An 18683-nucleotide genomic window follows, 5' to 3' on the forward strand; every position below is an offset into this window, starting at 1 on the left:
GTATTTTGTTTTACATTTATAATAGTAAATATACTATTATAAAATCATAAAAAATATGGGCTATAAAGTTAAAATTCAAAGAGTTGAAAGAGGAAAAACCAGTTCCTATTATATCAATTTTCCTGCGGCTCTGGCAGAGTCTTGTGATATAGAAAAAGCAGAAGAATTGGAATGGGAGATAGAGGACAGGAATACCTTTGTTTTGAAAAGGGTAATTAAAAAAGAATCATTTCTGAAGAAGAAGGCTAAAAAATAAGAGAGGAACTATCTCTCTAATAGGGGTATAAGCCTTAAGTTAACGCCAATGCCTTTCAGGGTTGTCGTCCACCACCTTAAACCTCAATACCCCAGGTTTCACCTAGGGCTATTCAGAAGTTCGATCCTCCCGAAATAGCTCTTCTCATCGGGATTGGCGTTTCAGGATCATTATTTTTTATTCATATCGCTCCCAATTCCAGACCCCGTACGGGGCCAAACTTCTCAATAACCGCGGGTGTGGTTGGTGAGCGAAGTCGAACCAAAACCCGTGGATAATCAGCGCGCTGTGTACTACCAGACGACCCCGGAGGGTATCGAACCTTTTTCTTAATTCTTCCCCCCTTCACTCCTCCTTATTCAGCCAAACCACTTTTTGTTCCGGTTGGTGGGCTTGTCCGATGATATCCCGATACAGATCCGGTCGACGGGCTTGAATGTAGCGAGAGCCTCCCGCTTGGGTGAGTTTTTCCGGCGTGAGCGTGGCGATGACAAAGCTGTCTTCAAAGCTTCGACATTCTGCCAAAATATCACCAAAGGGATCCAGAATCATCGAGCACCCATTCTTCAACTGGTCATCATCCATACCGATCGGATTGGAAAAGACTGCATAGATGGCATTGTCATATGCACGGGCAGGCAACCATTTCATTAGCCATTCTCTGCCTTTCAACCCATCAAACTCTTTTCTCAGCGAAGTCGGATCATTCTCCCGATTTTCCCAAAGCTTGGGATCTACAAAACCGGCACCTGGGCGGGTCGAAGGCGTGCACATGGTCACATGTGGCATGAAGATGATGTCTGCACCAAGCAGTTTCGTGGCGCGCACATTTTCGATGATGTTGTTGTCGTAGCAGATCAGAATTCCGCATTTCCAGCCCAAAAGGTCAAAGACCACATAGTCATTTCCCGGTAAAATATGAGGGTTGATAAAAGGATGAAGCTTGCGGTACTTGGCAATCAGTCCGTTTTGATCGACACAGACGTAGGCTTTGAAGATGTCGTCGTTTTCGTCTTTTTCAAACAAACCCGCCAAGATGACCATTTGATTTTTTCGGGCGATCTCTATCAGTGCTTGGGTGCTTGGGCCGGATGGGATGCGTTCTGCCAAGTCCAGCAGCTGTTCTCGGGAGAGCTTGCGGGCAAAAGAGTATCCTGTGATCGAGCATTCGTGGAAAGCGATAATTTGGGCACCTTCCGCTGCGGCTTTTGCCGAAAGCCGGTCTATGACCAAAAGGTTGTAGTCCTTATCCCCGCTTCGGTTTTCAAATTGGGCGCTGGCTATTTTCAGTTTTTCCATTTGAAAGTAAGATAAGCTGAGCTGAAGAAACTCCAAAGGGCAATTGGATAAATGTAGAATCACATTACTATTATTCTCTAATAGTGTTATCTTGTTAGTTGAAATATCTTCGCTCACATGAAATCGAGCATGACCCTTTCGGTGTCACACAGAGGGATGATTATTCACCATGCGAGATTCCATCTGACCATAAAAAATCAATTATAAACAGATGAAAAATCAGCTTTTTTTAATTTCCGGGCTTCTGTTTTTCCTTCTGATTTTGAGTTGCACTCCTTCTAAAGAAAAAGAAAACCAATCTGAGCTTCAGTTTGTGGTGACTGAAAAATATAAAACGTTTCCTCTGCCTCAGGACTTTGGTCATTCGGATTTGTATTTTCAGCTTTTGCAGGGCACTCGGGATTTCCGAATGATCCACCGACCTCAAATTCACCCAAGATGTTTGAGGACATGCCCGAAATCATGAAGTTGATTAACTACGCAGATATCTACACGGACTTGTTTTATCTCAAAAATCAGAAGCTGATGGTACGGGTGGCGAAGTTTGAGGATGTCCCCGATAACTATTTGGATGCGGATTCCTTTTTGGCCTCGAGATGGGGATTGGTCTTTTTAGATTCTGATTTCAATAAAGTAGGCGAAATGGAATTGACCCCTGACAGGTTTAATGGCAGGAATATTTTTGGAGACCATGAGGGGATCTGGATCTCGACTGATCATCCTGAAAATCCGGATATGTCAGAGGATTTTTTGAGGTTTCGACTGATAACTGTAAAACAATAAGGGGACAGCCGATTTATTAACCAAAAAGAATGCGGCGTATCACTGAAGGCCTATCCTAAACGAAAAGCAATCATCGCCTTTCTTTCCAAGTTTGCCAAGTTATGCTAATGCTTAAACTCGCCATATTTTCGGTACTTTTATTCTAAAAACCTGATATCAATCAGTTTAGATCCTGCTTTTCATCCAATAAATTCCCCGACTTAAAAGGATAAATTAGCATAATCAACCAAAACTCTTACGACATGAAGATAGGCGCGAAAGTATTACTGCTGACCGATTTTTCCCAAGTTTCAGGGTATGCCACGGACTACGCCTTGGAGATTGCTTCCAAGCTCAAGGCGAAGGTGGAGATTTTGCATATTTTGAATACACCTGTGGATTGGGTGAAATTGGCTAAAGAAAAAGAGCAATACTATCCGGAAACCCTACGGGCAATCGGTTCGGCCAAATCAAAGTTGAATAGTGTAGTGGAAAAATTCCAGAGGGCTGGGGTAACTACTACCTCCTCATTGGTTTTTAACTTTGGGCCTGAAAATGTCCAAGACCATGTGCAAAAAGCGGGTTCAGACTTGGTGATCATGGGTTCATCCGGTCTTCAAGGATCCAAAAGTTTCCGTGTCATTGGTTCAAATGCACAGCGGGTTTTGCGAAATGTGAAAGTTCCGGTTTTGGTAGTCAAAAAAGGGAACGGAAAACCGGAGATTAAAACAATTGCTTTTGCCACTACACTCCTGGAAAATCAAAAGAAGTCATTTTTGATTTTAAAAGAATTTGCAGCATTACTGGGAGCTAAAATAAACCTTGTCTTCATTAATACGCCTTACAATTTTGTAGAAACTGAGGAATTTGAAAAACGGCTGGAGAAATTTGGCAATACTGAAGATGTCACGCTCATCAATGCCTTGGATTTGGAACTTGGGATAATATTTCTGGAAAAGAAAAACAGACCGGATGTGATCGTTACGGCCAAAACAGAAAAGTTTGGAGTATCTCGTATTATTGATCCAAGTTTTACCGAAAATCTTGTAAGAATGTACGACCTCCCTGTTCTTTCATTCCATATTTAAGAAGGCAGCAGAAAAATTAATTTGAAACCGGGCATTTGGGCGCATTGGTTTCTGTGTGCGTATAAAAAAACTGGCAACGCCCTCCTCTTCAAATGATTAAAAATTCCATTTTTACAGCCCTACCCACCTGCCTCAAGTAGACCTGCCTGAGGCATGCAGGCAAAATTCCAATTGGCTGCATTTTTGAACGTTGTTTTCCTAAAATGAATGAACCTTTTCTTATGAGAATTGGCTATTTTAACTATTCATTCACCACTTAAACCTAACCACTTTTATGACCGAACAACAAAAACGCGCACTCGAAGAAGCAATTGCAGCTTTGAAAGGGAAACTGACCGGTGACATGTTTGCCGACATGGAAACCCGGGATGAAATCCACAACCTGGAGATGCAACTCAAAGGAGTAAAACCGATGGACTCTCATTTTGATTGTATAGGCTGCGGAAGCTAATCACTACTGACTTGGCCAGATACTTTATTATTTACAAACCCTTTGGGGTTTTGACACAATTCACCGGGGAGGAGCCCACGCTGGCTTCTCTCGGTGCTTTTCCAAAAGATGTCTACCCGGTGGGTCGGCTGGATAAAGACAGTGAAGGACTACTCCTGATCACCGACGATAAGGTGCTCAACCATCATTTACTCAATCCCCGTTTCGGACATCAACGCACCTATTACGCCCAAGTCGAGGGGATTCCTACCCCGGAGGCCTTGGCACAACTTCGAAACGGAGTCACCATCAATGTCGATGGACGGGACTATCAGACCAAGCCAGCTTTGGCCAAACTGTTGGATCCGGCTCCTGTCTTGCCCGATCGGAATCCTCCCATCCGCTACCGGGCAGCCATTCCTGATACCTGGATCGAATTGACTTTGATCGAAGGAAAAAACAGGCAAGTGAGAAAAATGACCGCAGCGGTAGGGTTTCCTACCCTTCGTCTGGTCCGCTACTCCATGGAAAAAATCAACATCAAAGGCATGCAGGCCGGAGATATACTCGAACTGGATGAAAAGACAGTTTATCACCAGTTGGGGCTTACGGGCTTTGCCAAAACGGGAACAGCACAGAATAAAGGCAAAAATTTTAAGCGATCTTAAAAAATCCTAAAAACCGATCAGGTTTTGGGCATTACCGCTGCTAAGAATTAAGATTGTTGGTTGGTTCAAAATCCCCTATTTTAGGCTCGCCATTCAGGCATAAAAAAATTTGTATTTCATGCATCAGGAAAAAATCGCTGAGGTTATTCAGGAAGTAAAAAAAGTGGTTGTCGGTCAGGACAAAATGGTCAATCGACTGATGATTGGCCTGTTTACCAATGGACATATTTTATTGGAAGGTGTACCGGGATTGGCAAAGACGCTGACAGTAAACACGCTTGCCAAAGTTCTCCACCTGGATTTCAACCGGATTCAGTTTACGCCGGATTTGCTTCCCTCAGATTTGATCGGAACGATGATTTATAATCAGCAGAATTCAAGCTTTGAGGTTAAAAAAGGGCCAATCTTCGCCAATGTGATTTTGGCAGATGAGATCAACCGCTCACCGGCAAAGGTACAGTCCGCCCTCTTGGAGGCCATGCAGGAGAAGCAGGTGACGATTGGAGAGACAACCTACGCATTGGATATGCCTTTTTTGGTTTTGGCTACCCAAAACCCCGTAGATCAGGAAGGAACCTATCCTCTGCCGGAAGCGCAGGTGGATCGATTCATGATGAAAGTTCACATTGACTATCCTAGTAAGTCTGATGAGATGGAAGTCATGCGCCGTATGTCCAACATGCAGTACACCACTGAAGTCAGACCGATCTTATCCAAACAGGACATTTTTGATATCCGCAATGAAATCAATGCGGTCAATATTGCCGAGCCATTGGAACACTACATCATCGAGTTGGTTTTTGCGACTAGATTTCCCGCCCAGTATGGGTTAAAGGATGAGGCAAAGTATTTCATGTTTGGTGTTTCGCCACGTGCCAGCATCAATTTGAATCTTGCAGCAAAGGCCGTTGCATTCATGGATGGCAGGGATTATGTATTGCCTGAGGACATCAAGGAAATCGCTGAAGATGTGTTGAACCACCGGATTTTGCTCAATTATGAAGCGGAAGCTGATAACGTCAATACCAGAACTTTAATAAAAACACTCCTTGAAAAAGTGCCGATTAATAAAACGGTAACATTGAAATAAGGCATCAAGTTGCGTAGAAAGGCTTTCCAAGGGGAAAGCCTTTTTTTTTGTTTCTATTGTTAATTCAACATTAAATTCTGTCTGTTTTTTTAAAAAAAGCATAAACAGTAAAATTCTTTTGCCGGGGAAATTGAATTGAGCTTTGCATCATCAACATGCAAAACCACAATTTAATTTTTAACCCATGAAAAAAATTACAAACCTACTATTGATTTTGGTAGCTGGTCTTATAGGCTTTACCGGATGTATCGAAGGAAATGATAAACCAGATCAAGGTGAAGGTCCAGGGTCTAGTATTGAAATCACTTCCAACATTACTACTAACACTACTTGGGAAACAGGTAAAATTTATGTGTTAGCAGGAAGAATCACAGTTACTTCTGGTGCCACTCTTACTATTCAGCCAGGTGTAGTTGTAAAAGGACAAGTGGGTTCAGGGGCTAACGCTACTGCTCTTATAATTGCGAGGGGTGGTAGAATCAACGCGGCTGGCACAGCGACTCAGCCTATTATCTTCACAACAGTAGCAGATGAGATTATACCTGGCCAGATAGCCTCTCCAAACTTGGAGCCTACTCTAGAAGGACTTTGGGGTGGAATCATTGTATTGGGAAGAGCGAGAGGTTCATTTGCTGGTGATGTTCAGGAAATTCAAATCGAAGGAATTCCTGCTTCCGATACCAATGGACTTTACGGAGGTACTAACGATGCAGATAATTCTGGTGTTATAAAGTATGTATCAATTCGTCACGGAGGAGCAAATATTGGTGAAGGAAACGAAATCAATGGCTTGACCCTTGGTGGTGTAGGATCCGGGACAGTAATCGAAAATGTAGAAGTTGTTGCCAATCAGGATGATGGAATCGAATGGTTTGGTGGAACAGTTTCTGTAAAAAATGCTTTGGTCTGGAATTCTGGTGACGACGCAGTTGATACCGATCAATCTTGGGCTGGCATTTTGGATAACTTCATTGTGATCTGTGGTGTAAATACTGACCACGCACTTGAAATCGACGGTCCGGAAGGATCATACAATGCTGCACATACGGTGAGAAACGGTTCAATTAAAGGTCATCCTTCGTCTGAGTTTGCTGACTTCAGAGCTGGTGCAAGAGGCACATTCGAAAACCTTTATTTCTTCAATTTCCCATCACCTGCAGCAAATAACAACGCAGGTAGAGGAGACCTTTCCTTGAGCGGAGATCTTACAGTTGCGAACTTTGCAAATGGAATTCTCAAATTCTCCAAGCTGGAAGCGACCTTAACTGAAGGTGTCACGCTACAGCAAGCATTCCGAAATGGTACTGACGTTCACGCAAGCTCAGTTGCTTTAAAAGCAAATACTATAGGCGCAAATAAAGCTGTCTTCACAGGATGGACATGGGCAGCGGCTGCAAATGCTTTGGCCGACTTCAAATAACAAAATAGTTTAAGGAGGGGAAGAGTGCATGTTTGCAAGGCATCTCTCTTTCCCACTTCAACTTCGAGAAAACACCCAGCTGTATGAAAAATAAAAATCCTAAACCCATGCTTAAATTAAGCTTGGCACTTGTGTTACTGATCCTGTTGCAATTCCTGTCTGCCTTTGTATTTGCACAAAACGGCATCATCCGAGGGGCCATCTACGAAGAAAAAACCGGGGAGCCATTGTATGGCGTTTCGGTATTGGTCAAAGAACTTTCCACAGGAGCCATTACTGACTTTGATGGCAAATTTGAATTGCAGGTCGCTCCGGGTACCTATACAATCCAGATTTCTTACATTTCCTACTCCACAATTGAGCTGAATTCGCTGACTCTCGCAGCCGGAGAAGTAAAAGTGCTCCATGACCTTTTGATGAAGGAGGATGCTTCCGAGTTGGAGACAGTGACAATTCAGGCTTCAGCAATCCGTACTACCGAAAGTGCGCTGATGTCTGTAAAGCGCAATGCGCCTAATCTTTTGGACGGGATTTCCGCCAGTACATTTCGGCAAATCGGTGATGGTGATGCCGCCTCTGCAGTGAAGCGAGTAACAGGTGTTTCTATCGAGGGAGGAAAATATGTCTATGTACGAGGTCTTGGAGATCGGTATACCAAAACTGTCCTTAACGGAATGGACGTGCCTGGATTAGATCCTGATCGAAATACGATTCAGATGGATATTTTCCCCACCAATGTGATTGACAACATCATTGTTTCCAAATCATTCACATCGGATTTGCCGGCTGACTTTACAGGTGGTGTAGTGGATATTGAAACCAAAGATTTTCCTGAAGAAAAAACAATGAGGTTGGGAATTTCAGGCGGTCTAAACCCATCCATGCACTTCAACAGTAATTACATAACCTACCAAGGAGGAAAGACTGATTGGCTTGGTTTTGATGATGGGACCAGAGCTATTCCAACCGGAGGAAGATCCAACATTCCACAGTTTGGACAGGTAGTAGGAAATCCAAACAGTCCGGCAGGATTGGATTATCAAAACATTCTAAGTGGATTCAATAAGACAATGAGCGGAGTGAGACAGTCTAGTTTGATGGACTTTGGTCTTTCTTTCTCTTTGGGGAATCAAATTGCAAGACCAAAAGTAACTTGGGGATACAACGCCGCAGTGACGTATAAAAATGAAACAGAGTTTTACCAAAATGCTGAGTTTAATCTGTTTGCGAAACCAATTGGTCAAGGTGAGACAGAACTGGAGTCGCTTGAAAAACAACGAGGAGACTATGGTGTAAACAATGTTTTACTTGGAGGGATGGCAGGAATTGCATTGAAAACCAATGCTTCTAAGTACAAGTTAAACTTTTTGCACCTCCAAAATGGAGAATCAAAAGCAGGTATTTTCGATTTCGAAAACACCAACTTGGGTGCTAATTTCGAGGCCAAACAATATAATTTAGAGTTTAGCCAACGTGCTTTGACAAGTATATTATTATCTGGTGTCCACTATTTCAATGGTAAAGACTGGGAGGTAAGTTGGAAAATTGCACCTACACTCTCTAGTATCGAAGATCCCGATATTCGATTCACTCGATTTAGATTACCTACCAATAATATTTCCACAGAAGTAGGTTTGCCTGCCCGAATTTGGAGAACACTTCAGGAAGAAAATCTAGTTGGAAGAGGTGATATCACAAGAAATTTAGGAATCTTTAATAGAGACGCCAAGCTTAAGTTTGGTGGAAGCTATTCATTCAAGCACAGACTCTTTAATATCCAAAGCTTCCAGTTTCCTACAGGAGATACACAATTTACAGGTGATCCAAATCAGATCATGAATAATGAAAATCTGTTTTCGGCATCAAATAGAAACGGAATCAGATATAATCCAGACTTTATCCCAATCAATCCCAATGAATATGAAGCATATGCGACAACTATGGGGGGATATGGATCTCTGGAGTTGAACCCAGCTGAAAAATTGAAAGCAGTGGTAGGATTAAGAGTAGAGCAATTCAACCAATTCTACACGGGCACCAACCAGAACGGAACAATAGTATATGACTTGGTGGAAATGTTGGACGATTTGGACTTCTTCCCAACTCTCAATTTGATTTACAACCTTAAAGAAAATCAGAACCTGAGAGTGTCAGCTACAAGAACTACGGCAAGACCTTCTTTTAAGGAACTATCTTACGCGGAAATTTTGGATCCAATTACAGGCAGAACATTTATTGGAGGCCTTTATCCAGAAACTACTAACGGTGGATCCGAAGTTTTGTGGGATGGAAACCTGACTTCTACTCGAATTAATAACTTTGATGTTCGTTGGGAAATGTTTCAGCAAAGAGGTGAAATGTTCTCTGTGAGTGCATTCTACAAAACATTCGAAAGACCAATTGAAATTGTCCAGTTCCTCTCTGATCCTGGTACTTTCCAACCGAGAAATGTGGGTAATGGAGCAGTGGCAGGCTTAGAATTTGAATTCAGAAAGTCATTGAAGTTTATCACTTCAAGCCTTGAGAATTTCTTCTGGACTACCAATTTGACTGTGACTGAGTCTCAAATCAAAATGTCGGAGTCCGAACTCCGATCCAGAATACTCTCTGCCAAGGAAGGTGAGGTGGTAAATGATACAAGAGTGATGGCTGGTCAAGCGCCATATATTGTCAACACTGGTATTTCTTACAACAACTTCACTAGTGGTTGGGAGGCTGGGATTTTCTATAATGTGCAAGGACCGACCTTGAATTTTGTTGGATTTGGAAACAGAACAGATACTTATACTGTGCCTTTCCACGCACTTAATTTTAATCTAAACAAGTCCTTTGGAGCTGATGAGCGAATTCAGGCAAACTTTGGTGTTGAAAATATACTGAACGATAAAAGAGAAGTCGTTTTCAGCTCCTTCGAGGCACAGGATCAAATCTTTACCAGCCTTGCGCCTGGCACTAGAGTTAAGTTTGGATTCTCATTTGCATTCTAAATTTTGAACTTAAAGCTTTTATTAAAGCCACCTGAGTGATCGGGTGGCTTTTTTGGGCTCATAGGATTGCGTACTTTCAGGTCTCAATCAAATAATTTCACATGAAATCGAGCATGACCCTTTCGGTGTCACACAGAGGGATGATTATTCACCATGCGAGATTCCATCTGACCATAAAAAATCAATTATAAACAGATGAAATACCCATGTCGAAAGAGCGACACACAGGAGCATGATTATCTGGGGGTATTCCATGTGGCAATTAAAAACCAAATTATAAACACATGAAATGCCCATGAGAAAGGCTTCTCACACAGGGGAATGATTATCCGGGGCATTCCATCTGACCATTAAAAAACGAAATATAAAAAGATGAAATATTTTCTAACACTTCTCATTTTTAGTCTTCAGATTTCTGTATTTGCCCAAGAATTAAGTACCTCTCATAATTTCTGGGAAAGCCTAAAATCTCATTGCGGCAAAGCCTACGAAGGGAAGTTGGTCTCACCGGAGTCTGACCCGAGATTTGCCGGAAGGCTGGTGATGCATGTCCGAAGTTGCGAAGAGGGGAGATTAAGAATCCCTTTTTTCGTCGGAGATGACAGATCCAGAACTTGGGTTTTGACTATGGAAGGTGACCTGATCAAGTTAAAGCATGACCACCGACACGAAGATGGCTCGGAAGATAAAATCACGCAGTATGGGGGAACGGCTTCAAATACGGGTTTCTCGGCGATGCAAATATTCCCTGCTGATCAGGAGACCACTGACCTCATCCCCTACGCTGCCGGAAATGTATGGTGGATTACAGTGGATGAAACTTCATTTACCTATAACCTGAGAAGAACTGGATCGGAGACTTTTTTCTCAGTAAAGTTTGACCTGACGACGCCAATTGAACTGCCTCAAGCTCCGTGGGGATGGGCTGAAAACTCGAATTAAGATGAAGAATGCTTCGCTTGTAGATCTTTGGAAGGAAGGAAGAACTAGATTCACCAAACTGCTCGATGCAGTACAAGAATCTGATCTCCCCAAAAAAAATGGCGCTAGTCCAAACTCAGCGGGCTTCCTGATCCGACATATTGCTGAGGTAGAATTATTGTTTTCCAAAAATGTCTTTGGCCTTGGAGAAGTGAAAATCGTGGCCAAAACCCTGATTGCTGGAAAAGATACAGGTGAATGGACCAATCTCGATGAACTCAGAGAAATTGTCGCTTATGCCGGAGAAATGCTCGAAAAGGCGATTTTGATTCAGGAAAATTGGGATGATATCATTGAGACTAAAGAGTTTGGGCGTAAATCAAGATCCGAAGCTTTGGGAAGAATCTCCACGCATACCGCTTACCATGCCGGACAGCTTGCCCTGATCCTTAAATATGGGAGGTAATTCTCAAGTGAGTTTTCGTATGATTTGCGCAGCGTCAGGGAAAATTGGCAGCAAATCCTCAGCCTTGAACAATTCAAAATCCCTGAAATCAAAACCGGGTGCCACTACACAAGACACCAAACTGTAACTGTTTGGCTCATCTACCGAACTTCCAAAAATTGTTTCAGCCTTGACCAGGTGTTGGGGAAGCGAATGCTGATTGTCCACCGGACCAAGTTTTAGGATTTCATGTCCTTTTGCTCCGAGTAAATGCACCGAAAGTGGGCTGCCCTCATGCCAAAACCAAAGTTCATCGCTTTTGATCCGGTGAAAATGGGAGACATCCTGAGAGCGAAGCAAGAAAAATATAGACGTGATCAGTTGTCTTTTGCCCGCGGGGGTTTCCAGATCGCTATCCGAGCGGTAAGTTTCTGAATAAAATCCACCCTCAGGATGGAATTTCATCTGAAGTTTTTCGACCAATTCCTGAATTCTGTTTGTCGTCATTGTTTAATAAGAATTGAGCAAGATGTCCACAATCCGCTCCGCAGTCTTTCCATCCCAAAGCGGAATGCCTTGGTATTGCTTCCATTCGCCCTTCATGATTTTATCCAGATAGGGTTTGAGTTTTTTTGGATCTGTACCTACCAATTCATTGGTGCCAAGGTGAATGGTTTCAGCTCGCTCGGTATTGTCCCGAAGGGTGATGCATGGAATATTCATTACGGATGTTTCTTCAGTGATCCCTCCTGAGTCAGTGATCACACCTTTGGCATTTTTTACCAAATAGTTGAACTCCAGGTAGCCCAGGGGTTCGCACATGTGGAGGTTTGGGGCTTGGATACCCAGGTTTTGAAGGTTCTTCGCCGTCCGTGGGTGAACGGGAAATAGGATTGGCAAACCTTGCGTACCTTCCAAAATGGCATCAATCATTGCCTTAAGGGAATGCTCTTGGTCTACATTGGCCGGGCGGTGCATGGTCATGACGAAGTAATTTCCAGCCTTCAGGCTTTCAAATACTGGCCCTTCTGGGCTTTTGAAATTAGACATCTGGGCCTTCAGCGTGTCGATCATCGTATTCCCCACGAAATGGATCTTTTCTTCCGATACACCTGCTTTTCTGAGATTGGTATTTGCGATTTCGGAGGTAGTGAAAAAGTGATCTGTGATACTGTCAGTCACCATTCGATTGATTTCCTCCGGCATGCTTAGATCTCCCGAACGAATTCCCCCTTCTACATGAGCGACATCGATCTGAAGTTTTTTGGCAGCAATCGAACAAGCCAATGTACTTGTCACATCTCCCACGACGATAACAAGGTCTGGCCGATTTTCCATGAGTTCCTTTTCAAAAGCGATCATGATGGCAGCAGTCTGCTCGGCTTGCGTTCCACCCCCCCCGCCTAGGTTGGCATCCGGTTCGGGGATATTTAGCTGATCAAAAAAGTCGCCTGACATCTTCTTATCATAGTGCTGACCGGTATGTACGAGACGGAAGTGAACATCGACACCAGCTTTTTGCTTTTCCTGAAAAGCGTGAATGATCGGGGCAATTTTCATGAAATTGGGTCTAGCTCCGGCTACTATCGTAAAAATGGACATCGGTAGATTGAAATGTTTCGTCAAAATTAATTATTCGTTCCGGCTCCTTAGCCTCTTTGAGTATATTCCTTTCAAACTTTTGGTAGGTTTTTTGTTTCTTTGCCAAGAAGTTTTTTGAGTAAATCTGAATAAATGGCAAAATTTAATTGGCTGATCGAATTGAGGGCGTGGATATTTTTTGGATTGATTTGTTCTACGACCGCCTGTCTACCTACAGTGGAAATGGAGAAGGTGGTGTACTCCAATGACTTTTCCGACCTGAACCTTGCAGGATTTGAAAATGGGAAACTCTTTATTTTCCAGAATGATACGGTGGCAGGGTACTACCACAATGAGGAGGTCGCTGCTAAAATATCTGATCTTCCCCCTCATAACTTTCTTAAAGTAACAGTGGATATCCTCATCCATGACAGTTGGGATGGCAATCCCAATGACAGTCTATCCGGCCCGGATTATTGGTACATGGGCTATGACAATACAGAAGTTTTCCGGACGACGTTTTCAAACTCTCCCTGTGCTCCTACTTATTGCCTTTACCAGTCTTATCCCAATGAATTCTTTCGTCAGAATGTTCCCAAATTGGGCGCCACCCAAACCAACCTACCGGGGCGGTGTATCTTTGGTGCATTTCCAAATTACACGACCCGCTACGCTGTTTCGAGACTCATCCCACACTCCAATTCAAGTGTGAGAGTTTTCATGGGGGCTGAATTGCTCCAGGGAAATTCCCCTGATCCCATTTGCGATGAGTCTTGGTCAGTAGCCAAAATTGAAGTTGTAGCCATTCAGACAAATTAAGAAATGAAAAAAGCTGTAAAGTGTCTGGCGGTTTCGGTTTTTTGCCTTTTTATTTTGGCGGTCAATTCGACTGCTTTTTCCCAAACTATTCCGGTGGGCACGCCTGTATTGGATGATTATCTGAGAAGGTTGCAATTGCTCGGAACTTTGGATTCTGCCTCTTCTTGGATGATTCGACCCCTGTATCCTGCTGAAGCTTTTGGGATCGTCCATGGCTTTGATTTGGACAGTTCGGTCGTTGATCTGGATAATTCATTTTTTCACCGTACAATAGGAAAAAAAGGGAAAGGTAAATTCCTCACGCTACCCGGCACATATAAGGTTCAGTACAACTCTACTTATGCTTTTGGTGTAAATGATGGGGCCTTCATTCCCAACCGCGGGATACAGCAAATATTTAGTCCCGGAGTCTATGCGGAATACGGTAAGTTCAGCCTGCAATTGCAGCCGGAGGTTCTACTGGCACAGAACAAAGATTACATCGGATTCCCGATCGAGCATCAGGCGACCATTCTATTCTATTATGAATACATGAATCGAATAGACATGCCGGAGCGGTTTGGGAAAGGGGCTTTCAATCGGTTTTATCCGGGACAATCCAGCCTAAGGTTTAATCTGAAGGAATACTCTATTGGCCTTTCGACCGAAAATCTGTGGTGGGGCCCAGGTCGCAGGAATTCGCTCCTTTTGGGGAATAATGCCCCTGGCTTTCTTCATTTCACCCTCAACACCCGCAAACCTGTCAAAACTCCTATTGGCTCCTTCGAAGCACAGTCTGTTTCCGGATTTTTGAAATCCACGGATTTTCTCCCCCCTTGGCCGGATTATTCCATTCAGGAAAATCCTGTACTTATTCCAAAACCTGAAGACGGGAATCGATTCCTGTCAGGATTGATTCTGACCTATCAGCCAAAGTGGGTTCCGGGACTCTTCTTGGGTTATGGTTCGGTAAATCATCTATACCGCAGCGACGTGTCTGGTTTGGATGATATTATTCCGATTTTTAACGGGCGAAAGGGGCCTGCCAATGCTTTCGATCCTATACGTGACAAAAGGCAACAGTTTAGCTCAGGCTTTTTCAGATGGCTGAGTCCTGCCGGACGGTTTGAGTTTTACGGAGAATATGGAACAAGGGGTAACAGCAGAAAACTCGAGGAATTCATGACTACTCCCGAACAGGGAAGAGCTTTTACCTTTGGGTTTGCGCATTTAATGAGCTTGAAAAAGCCGGGAAGATTCCTTGAAATCAGCTCCGAAATGACACTTTCTGGTCAGACCATACGGGAAGAAATCCGTCAGTTGCGAACATGGTATATCCATGACCATGTGCGCCACGGCTATACGCATCAGGGCCAAGTCCTCGGAATAGGTAATGGTCCTGCAGCAAATCAGCTTTTCCTTGGCGTTGCATGGGTCGAAGGGTTGAAAAAAATCGGACTTCAGTTTGAGCGGATTGAGTATAATAATGATTTCTATTATTACCGATATGAAGCATCAAAGGATTTCAGAAATAAGTACGTGGATTTGGTATTTACCCTGGCCCCTGAATGGAAGTTTGGAGACTTTCTGCTGTCAGGGAAATTCCAGCATGTGAATACCCTGAATTATAAATGGTTTTTGGAAAATCAGCCCGATCAATATTTTGTGCCGGGGTTTGACCGTAAAAACTTCGTTGGGCAAATTGGCCTGACTTACATGTTTAGATAATTGATCTGAATAAATAATGAAAGCAGAAAAAGATAAAGTAGTGGCTGTAGCCTACACCCTTCGAGTTGATGACGGAGAGACCGGAAAGGAAATTTATGAAACAGTCACAGCGGAGAGTCCATTTTACTTCTTGTTTGGGTATCAAAATGTCCTGCCCAAGTTTGAGGAATCACTATCAGGTAAAGCTGCCGGAGAGTCTTTTTCGGTTTCTATTGATTTCGAAAATGGCTATGGAGATTACGATGACTCCAAAAAAGTAATTATTCCCAAAGCACAGTTTAAGGAAGAAGGGAAGAAAAACAAAGCGTTGCTCAGGGTTGGGAATGTGATCCCGATGCAGGATGACAAAGGCAACCAAATGCGGGGAGAAATTATGAAAGTAGATTACTTGGGCGTTCACATGGATTTCAACCCTCCCTTGGCAGGCTATGATTTATATTTTGAGGGGAAAATAATTTCCATCCGGGAGGCCCAAACTGTGGAGATCGAACATGGCCATGTGCATGGGCCCGATGGGCACCATCACCATTGATTGTGCGTAAAAAATCCACGCTTACACAAATGCCCTTTTCAGATTGAATAGGGCATTTGTCGTATGGTGGAGGTGTGTTTGGCAGGGTAATTTTGAACAGTTCATTTTTAAAATCCTAACCAAACACATGAGGAAGCTGAAATTGCATCCGGCCTCTTGGGATTCTGAGAGGACGATTTTATTTTTTTATTTCGTAGCCATAGGTTTTGTAGGCCATGTCGATGCTGAGTTCGCGAAGGCCCAGGATGCGATCCGAAGGATATAAAAGATAGGCTTTCGATAGTTGATCAATAGCCAATCCAAATGCCTGCGAATTAAAATGTACGATGGCATCATTGTAATATTGAAGCCCGGCGAGTTGCTTAAAGTTAACTTTTCTGAAGATAGAATGATCCCCATAGTCGATATCAGGACCGGCCAGACCTTGATTTAAGGATTTTAACTGCGCAAATTTTTCAGGTCTATAGGACTCCAGGTATTTGTTCACCTCAGTAGGGGATGTAATCATTCCTCCGATTGGAAGAGTACTTTCCAAAATCGCCTTTTTTCCTTCCAAATCAACTACTATAAAAACGTGGTAATCAGTCTCTATAATATCAAAAACAAATCCATATCGATCCAGCAATAAGCTGAGTGCTGCGGACCCACTGACACAATCAAACTTTCCTTCAGAAAGCATGCTATTGAAGGTAGAATGTTGCTCGTATTTTTTCAGAAGTTTCTGATGTGTTTTTTCAAAAATCTGTCTTAAAAATTGATGATCACTTTTTTTTCGGGAGGCTTTGAGATCCAGATCTTCTACTACTTCGATCCAAGCTTGCTCCGAAGCAGTTCGCTCTGCCTGTACTGCCTTGAAAAGTAAAAAGGGATTGAATTCTCCATATTGCCAGAAATTTCTTTCTGTCTCCGACTGGAAATTGAGGTTTTCGGGTACCAATAGGATTTCCTGAGATCTGGATAGCTGAACCAGTCCTGCGAGAATAAACCATGTAAGTAGCGCCTTTTTCATCTGAGATGAAGCCAATGTTATCCGAATTGTTCAAAGTTAACAATTTGGTAACATTAGAAAAGGACTTGGCTAAAAACTTAACAGTGAGTACTTCAGGTACTCATTCGTGGTGGTAAGGCTCGTTTCTCAGGATGGTAAAAGCCCGATAAAGCTGTTCGATCAAAAAAGGGCGGATCATTTGATGCGAAAAGGTCATTTTGGAAAGCGAAATCTTTCCGTTTGCACGACTATAGACCGTGTCCGAAAAACCATAAGGGCCTCCAATGACCAATACCAATTGCTTAAGTCCCGAATTCATTTTTTTCTGGAGAAATTCAGAGAATTCGATAGAGGAAAAAGATTTGCCCCGCTCGTCCAATAAGATCAGTTCATCAGCGCTTTGAATTTTTTTGAGGATCAAATCTCCTTCTTTTTCATTTTGAATCTGCTCGGAAAGTGATTTGGTATTTTTCAAATCCGGAATCACTTCCATCTCAAACCGGATGTAGAATCCCAAGCGGGTGGAATATTCTTCGATCAGTTTTTGAATGGCTGGATGATCAGTTTTTCCGATGGCGATGAGTTTGATTTGCATGCTTTAAAGATCGAAAAAAGTAGCAGGAAAATTTTCTAAATGTTTTTTAACAAAAACTAAACTCCAATTACACCCTGTCCTCACCGTATTTAATCGAATACACCCGTTCACGTTTCTTAACAAATCTTTGAAAAACAATTACTTGAAACAAGCTGTTCGAATGCCACTAACTAAAATTATTTCTACTATGAAAAAATTACTTTCTATTTTGATGGTGATGACGATCTTCTTCGCATCAGCCTTTACTCCCAGATCAACCAACGTTCATGAAGTCGAAGCAGACATCGTAGACTTGGCGGTTGCCACTGAGTTCTTGTCCACTTTGGTAGCTGCCGTTCAAGCAGGTGACTTGGTAGGTGTACTAAAAAGCGAGGGGCCATTTACAGTATTTGCGCCAACAAACGAGGCCTTTGCCAAGTTGCCGGCTGGGACTGTAGAAAATCTTTTGAAGCCTGAAAATAAGGCGCAACTGATTGCGGTGTTGACGTATCATGTTGTGGCAGGCAAGGTAATGTCATCAGACCTGTCAAATGGTCAAAAGGCGAAAACTGTTCAGGGTTCTGAAATCACAGTTAGGTTAAAAGACGGCAAAGCGATGATCGATAATGCTACTGTCATCACCGCAGATATTGAAGCAAGCAATGGTGTAGTACACGTCATTGATACCGTGATTTTGCCAAAAATGTAATTTTCGGTTAAACTAAAAAAAGCCCTCAATTGAGGGCTTTTTTCGTTGTGTGCCCGGCATGGGCGATAGCTCTAGGGTGAAAGTCCCGAACACGCTTGGCAGTAGGGAGTGTTAGCTTAAGACAAGGGGGTCCACTGAGTCCCTTGCTGAGTAACATTATGCTCAATGAACTGGACAGGGAGTTGGAGCGCAGAGGGCACAAGTTTGTACGATACGCAGATGATATGGTCATACTGTGCAAAAGCAAACGGAGTGCAGAGCGGATAATGGAATCGATTATCCGATTCATAGAGGGGAAACTGTTCCTAAAAGTGAACAGGGATAAAAGCCAAACAGCCCCGATATCCAAGATAAAATTCTTGGGTTACTCCTTTTACAAAACCAAAGGGGAAGGGCGACTGCGGGTA

General features: G+C 43.0%; 21 protein-coding genes. 15 read left to right on the top strand and 6 right to left on the bottom strand.

What is annotated here, in order from left to right:
• The first annotated feature begins 55 nt into the window (after positions 1–55).
• On the top strand, positions 56–256 hold the full coding sequence (locus BLQ81_RS20970; protein ID WP_092728614.1) for a hypothetical protein: 201 nt from the start codon (positions 56–58) through the stop codon (positions 254–256).
• A 345-nt stretch (positions 257–601) separates the two neighbouring features.
• On the opposite strand, the gene BLQ81_RS20975 is transcribed toward BLQ81_RS20970, so the two are convergent.
• Both BLQ81_RS20975 and BLQ81_RS22425 read right to left on the bottom strand, forming a co-directional pair.
• Complete coding sequence (locus BLQ81_RS20975; RefSeq protein WP_092734818.1) at positions 602–1555, bottom strand: nitrilase family protein; 954 nt, start codon at positions 1553–1555, stop codon at positions 602–604.
• 278 nt (positions 1556–1833) lie between these two features.
• Positions 1834–2007, bottom strand: a complete 174-nt coding sequence (locus BLQ81_RS22425; protein WP_175454313.1) for a hypothetical protein — start codon at positions 2005–2007, stop codon at positions 1834–1836.
• A 10-nt stretch (positions 2008–2017) separates the two neighbouring features.
• Here BLQ81_RS22425 and BLQ81_RS20980 point away from each other — a divergent pair, with 10 nt between their 5' ends.
• The 9 genes from BLQ81_RS20980 (at position 2018) to BLQ81_RS21015 (ending at position 11387) form a co-directional block, all read left to right on the top strand.
• Entirely contained in the window at positions 2018–2338 is a 321-nt protein-coding gene (locus BLQ81_RS20980; RefSeq protein ID WP_139183699.1) for a hypothetical protein, read from the top strand.
• A gap of 242 nt (positions 2339–2580) precedes the next feature.
• Positions 2581–3405 carry a universal stress protein gene (locus tag BLQ81_RS20985; RefSeq protein WP_092734824.1) on the top strand — a complete coding sequence of 275 codons (825 nt, stop codon included), beginning with the start codon at positions 2581–2583 and terminating at the stop codon, positions 3403–3405.
• Between the two features lie 274 nt (positions 3406–3679).
• On the top strand, positions 3680–3856 hold the full coding sequence (locus BLQ81_RS22430) for a hypothetical protein (protein ID WP_175454314.1): 177 nt from the start codon (positions 3680–3682) through the stop codon (positions 3854–3856).
• 11 nt (positions 3857–3867) lie between these two features.
• Positions 3868–4503: a pseudouridine synthase gene (locus BLQ81_RS20990; protein ID WP_092734827.1), complete on the top strand. Its 636-nt coding sequence runs from the start codon at positions 3868–3870 to the stop codon at positions 4501–4503.
• A 118-nt stretch (positions 4504–4621) separates the two neighbouring features.
• On the top strand, positions 4622–5593 hold the full coding sequence (locus tag BLQ81_RS20995) for an AAA family ATPase (RefSeq protein ID WP_092734830.1): 972 nt from the start codon (positions 4622–4624) through the stop codon (positions 5591–5593).
• 184 nt (positions 5594–5777) lie between these two features.
• Positions 5778–7013 (top strand): hypothetical protein, encoded by a 1236-nt coding sequence (locus BLQ81_RS21000; RefSeq protein ID WP_092734833.1) that lies wholly within the window; start codon positions 5778–5780, stop codon positions 7011–7013.
• A 107-nt stretch (positions 7014–7120) separates the two neighbouring features.
• Positions 7121–10000: a TonB-dependent receptor gene (locus tag BLQ81_RS21005; RefSeq protein WP_092734863.1), complete on the top strand. Its 2880-nt coding sequence runs from the start codon at positions 7121–7123 to the stop codon at positions 9998–10000.
• Positions 10001–10372: 372 nt separating this feature from the next.
• Positions 10373–10942 (top strand): hypothetical protein, encoded by a 570-nt coding sequence (locus BLQ81_RS21010; protein WP_092734836.1) that lies wholly within the window; start codon positions 10373–10375, stop codon positions 10940–10942.
• A 1-nt stretch (position 10943) separates the two neighbouring features.
• Positions 10944–11387, top strand: coding sequence for a DinB family protein (locus BLQ81_RS21015; protein ID WP_092734839.1), 444 nt, complete (start codon positions 10944–10946; stop codon positions 11385–11387).
• A 3-nt stretch (positions 11388–11390) separates the two neighbouring features.
• Here BLQ81_RS21015 and BLQ81_RS21020 read toward each other — a convergent pair whose 3' ends face one another.
• Positions 11391–11873, bottom strand: coding sequence for a cupin domain-containing protein (locus tag BLQ81_RS21020; RefSeq protein WP_092734842.1), 483 nt, complete (start codon positions 11871–11873; stop codon positions 11391–11393).
• A 3-nt stretch (positions 11874–11876) separates the two neighbouring features.
• A complete protein-coding gene (gene wecB, locus BLQ81_RS21025) occupies positions 11877–12968 on the bottom strand; it encodes a non-hydrolyzing UDP-N-acetylglucosamine 2-epimerase (RefSeq protein WP_092734845.1) in 1092 nt (363 codons plus the stop codon).
• Positions 12969–13100: 132 nt separating this feature from the next.
• Between wecB and BLQ81_RS21030 the strand changes: the two genes are divergently transcribed.
• The 3 genes from BLQ81_RS21030 to BLQ81_RS21040 are packed head-to-tail and all read left to right on the top strand — an operon-like array spanning position 13101 to position 16005.
• A complete protein-coding gene (locus BLQ81_RS21030; protein WP_245693333.1) occupies positions 13101–13766 on the top strand; it encodes a hypothetical protein in 666 nt (221 codons plus the stop codon).
• A 3-nt stretch (positions 13767–13769) separates the two neighbouring features.
• Positions 13770–15473: a capsule assembly Wzi family protein gene (locus BLQ81_RS21035; RefSeq protein ID WP_092734848.1), complete on the top strand. Its 1704-nt coding sequence runs from the start codon at positions 13770–13772 to the stop codon at positions 15471–15473.
• Between the two features lie 16 nt (positions 15474–15489).
• Positions 15490–16005: an FKBP-type peptidyl-prolyl cis-trans isomerase gene (locus BLQ81_RS21040; RefSeq protein WP_092734851.1), complete on the top strand. Its 516-nt coding sequence runs from the start codon at positions 15490–15492 to the stop codon at positions 16003–16005.
• A gap of 178 nt (positions 16006–16183) precedes the next feature.
• Here BLQ81_RS21040 and BLQ81_RS21045 read toward each other — a convergent pair whose 3' ends face one another.
• Positions 16184–17014, bottom strand: a complete 831-nt coding sequence (locus tag BLQ81_RS21045) for a hypothetical protein (RefSeq protein ID WP_092734854.1) — start codon at positions 17012–17014, stop codon at positions 16184–16186.
• A 100-nt stretch (positions 17015–17114) separates the two neighbouring features.
• A complete protein-coding gene (gene rlmH / locus BLQ81_RS21050; protein ID WP_092734857.1) occupies positions 17115–17588 on the bottom strand; it encodes a 23S rRNA (pseudouridine(1915)-N(3))-methyltransferase RlmH in 474 nt (157 codons plus the stop codon).
• Between the two features lie 187 nt (positions 17589–17775).
• On the opposite strand from rlmH, the gene BLQ81_RS21055 reads away from it, so the two are divergent.
• Both BLQ81_RS21055 and BLQ81_RS21060 read left to right on the top strand, forming a co-directional pair.
• A complete protein-coding gene (locus BLQ81_RS21055; RefSeq protein ID WP_092734860.1) occupies positions 17776–18276 on the top strand; it encodes a fasciclin domain-containing protein in 501 nt (166 codons plus the stop codon).
• Between the two features lie 95 nt (positions 18277–18371).
• Positions 18372–18683 (top strand): reverse transcriptase domain-containing protein (locus BLQ81_RS21060; RefSeq protein WP_262481067.1); only part of this gene is annotated, 312 nt, incomplete at its 3' end.

The sequence above is a fragment of the Algoriphagus alkaliphilus genome (assembly GCF_900103735.1).
Lineage (GTDB): Bacteria > Bacteroidota > Bacteroidia > Cytophagales > Cyclobacteriaceae > Algoriphagus > Algoriphagus alkaliphilus.

Bases quoted from the DNA above. Each gene is read 5' to 3' on its own strand.
- BLQ81_RS20970 (WP_092728614.1), top strand. From the start codon at position 56: ATGGGCTATAAAGTTAAAATTCAAAGAGTTGAAAGAGGAAAAACCAGT.
- BLQ81_RS20975 (WP_092734818.1), bottom strand. From the start codon at position 1,555: ATGGAAAAACTGAAAATAGCCAGCGCCCAATTTGAAAACCGAAGCGGG.
- BLQ81_RS22425 (WP_175454313.1), bottom strand. From the start codon at position 2,007: ATGTCCTCAAACATCTTGGGTGAATTTGAGGTCGGTGGATCATTCGGA.
- BLQ81_RS20980 (WP_139183699.1), top strand. From the start codon at position 2,018: ATGAAGTTGATTAACTACGCAGATATCTACACGGACTTGTTTTATCTC.
- BLQ81_RS20985 (WP_092734824.1), top strand. From the start codon at position 2,581: ATGAAGATAGGCGCGAAAGTATTACTGCTGACCGATTTTTCCCAAGTT.
- BLQ81_RS22430 (WP_175454314.1), top strand. From the start codon at position 3,680: ATGACCGAACAACAAAAACGCGCACTCGAAGAAGCAATTGCAGCTTTG.
- BLQ81_RS20995 (WP_092734830.1), top strand. From the start codon at position 4,622: ATGCATCAGGAAAAAATCGCTGAGGTTATTCAGGAAGTAAAAAAAGTG.
- BLQ81_RS21000 (WP_092734833.1), top strand. From the start codon at position 5,778: ATGAAAAAAATTACAAACCTACTATTGATTTTGGTAGCTGGTCTTATA.
- BLQ81_RS21005 (WP_092734863.1), top strand. From the start codon at position 7,121: ATGCTTAAATTAAGCTTGGCACTTGTGTTACTGATCCTGTTGCAATTC.
- BLQ81_RS21010 (WP_092734836.1), top strand. From the start codon at position 10,373: ATGAAATATTTTCTAACACTTCTCATTTTTAGTCTTCAGATTTCTGTA.
- BLQ81_RS21015 (WP_092734839.1), top strand. From the start codon at position 10,944: ATGAAGAATGCTTCGCTTGTAGATCTTTGGAAGGAAGGAAGAACTAGA.
- BLQ81_RS21020 (WP_092734842.1), bottom strand. From the start codon at position 11,873: ATGACGACAAACAGAATTCAGGAATTGGTCGAAAAACTTCAGATGAAA.
- wecB (WP_092734845.1), bottom strand. From the start codon at position 12,968: ATGTCCATTTTTACGATAGTAGCCGGAGCTAGACCCAATTTCATGAAA.
- BLQ81_RS21030 (WP_245693333.1), top strand. From the start codon at position 13,101: ATGGCAAAATTTAATTGGCTGATCGAATTGAGGGCGTGGATATTTTTT.
- BLQ81_RS21035 (WP_092734848.1), top strand. From the start codon at position 13,770: ATGAAAAAAGCTGTAAAGTGTCTGGCGGTTTCGGTTTTTTGCCTTTTT.
- BLQ81_RS21040 (WP_092734851.1), top strand. From the start codon at position 15,490: ATGAAAGCAGAAAAAGATAAAGTAGTGGCTGTAGCCTACACCCTTCGA.
- BLQ81_RS21045 (WP_092734854.1), bottom strand. From the start codon at position 17,014: ATGAAAAAGGCGCTACTTACATGGTTTATTCTCGCAGGACTGGTTCAG.
- rlmH (WP_092734857.1), bottom strand. From the start codon at position 17,588: ATGCAAATCAAACTCATCGCCATCGGAAAAACTGATCATCCAGCCATT.
- BLQ81_RS21055 (WP_092734860.1), top strand. From the start codon at position 17,776: ATGAAAAAATTACTTTCTATTTTGATGGTGATGACGATCTTCTTCGCA.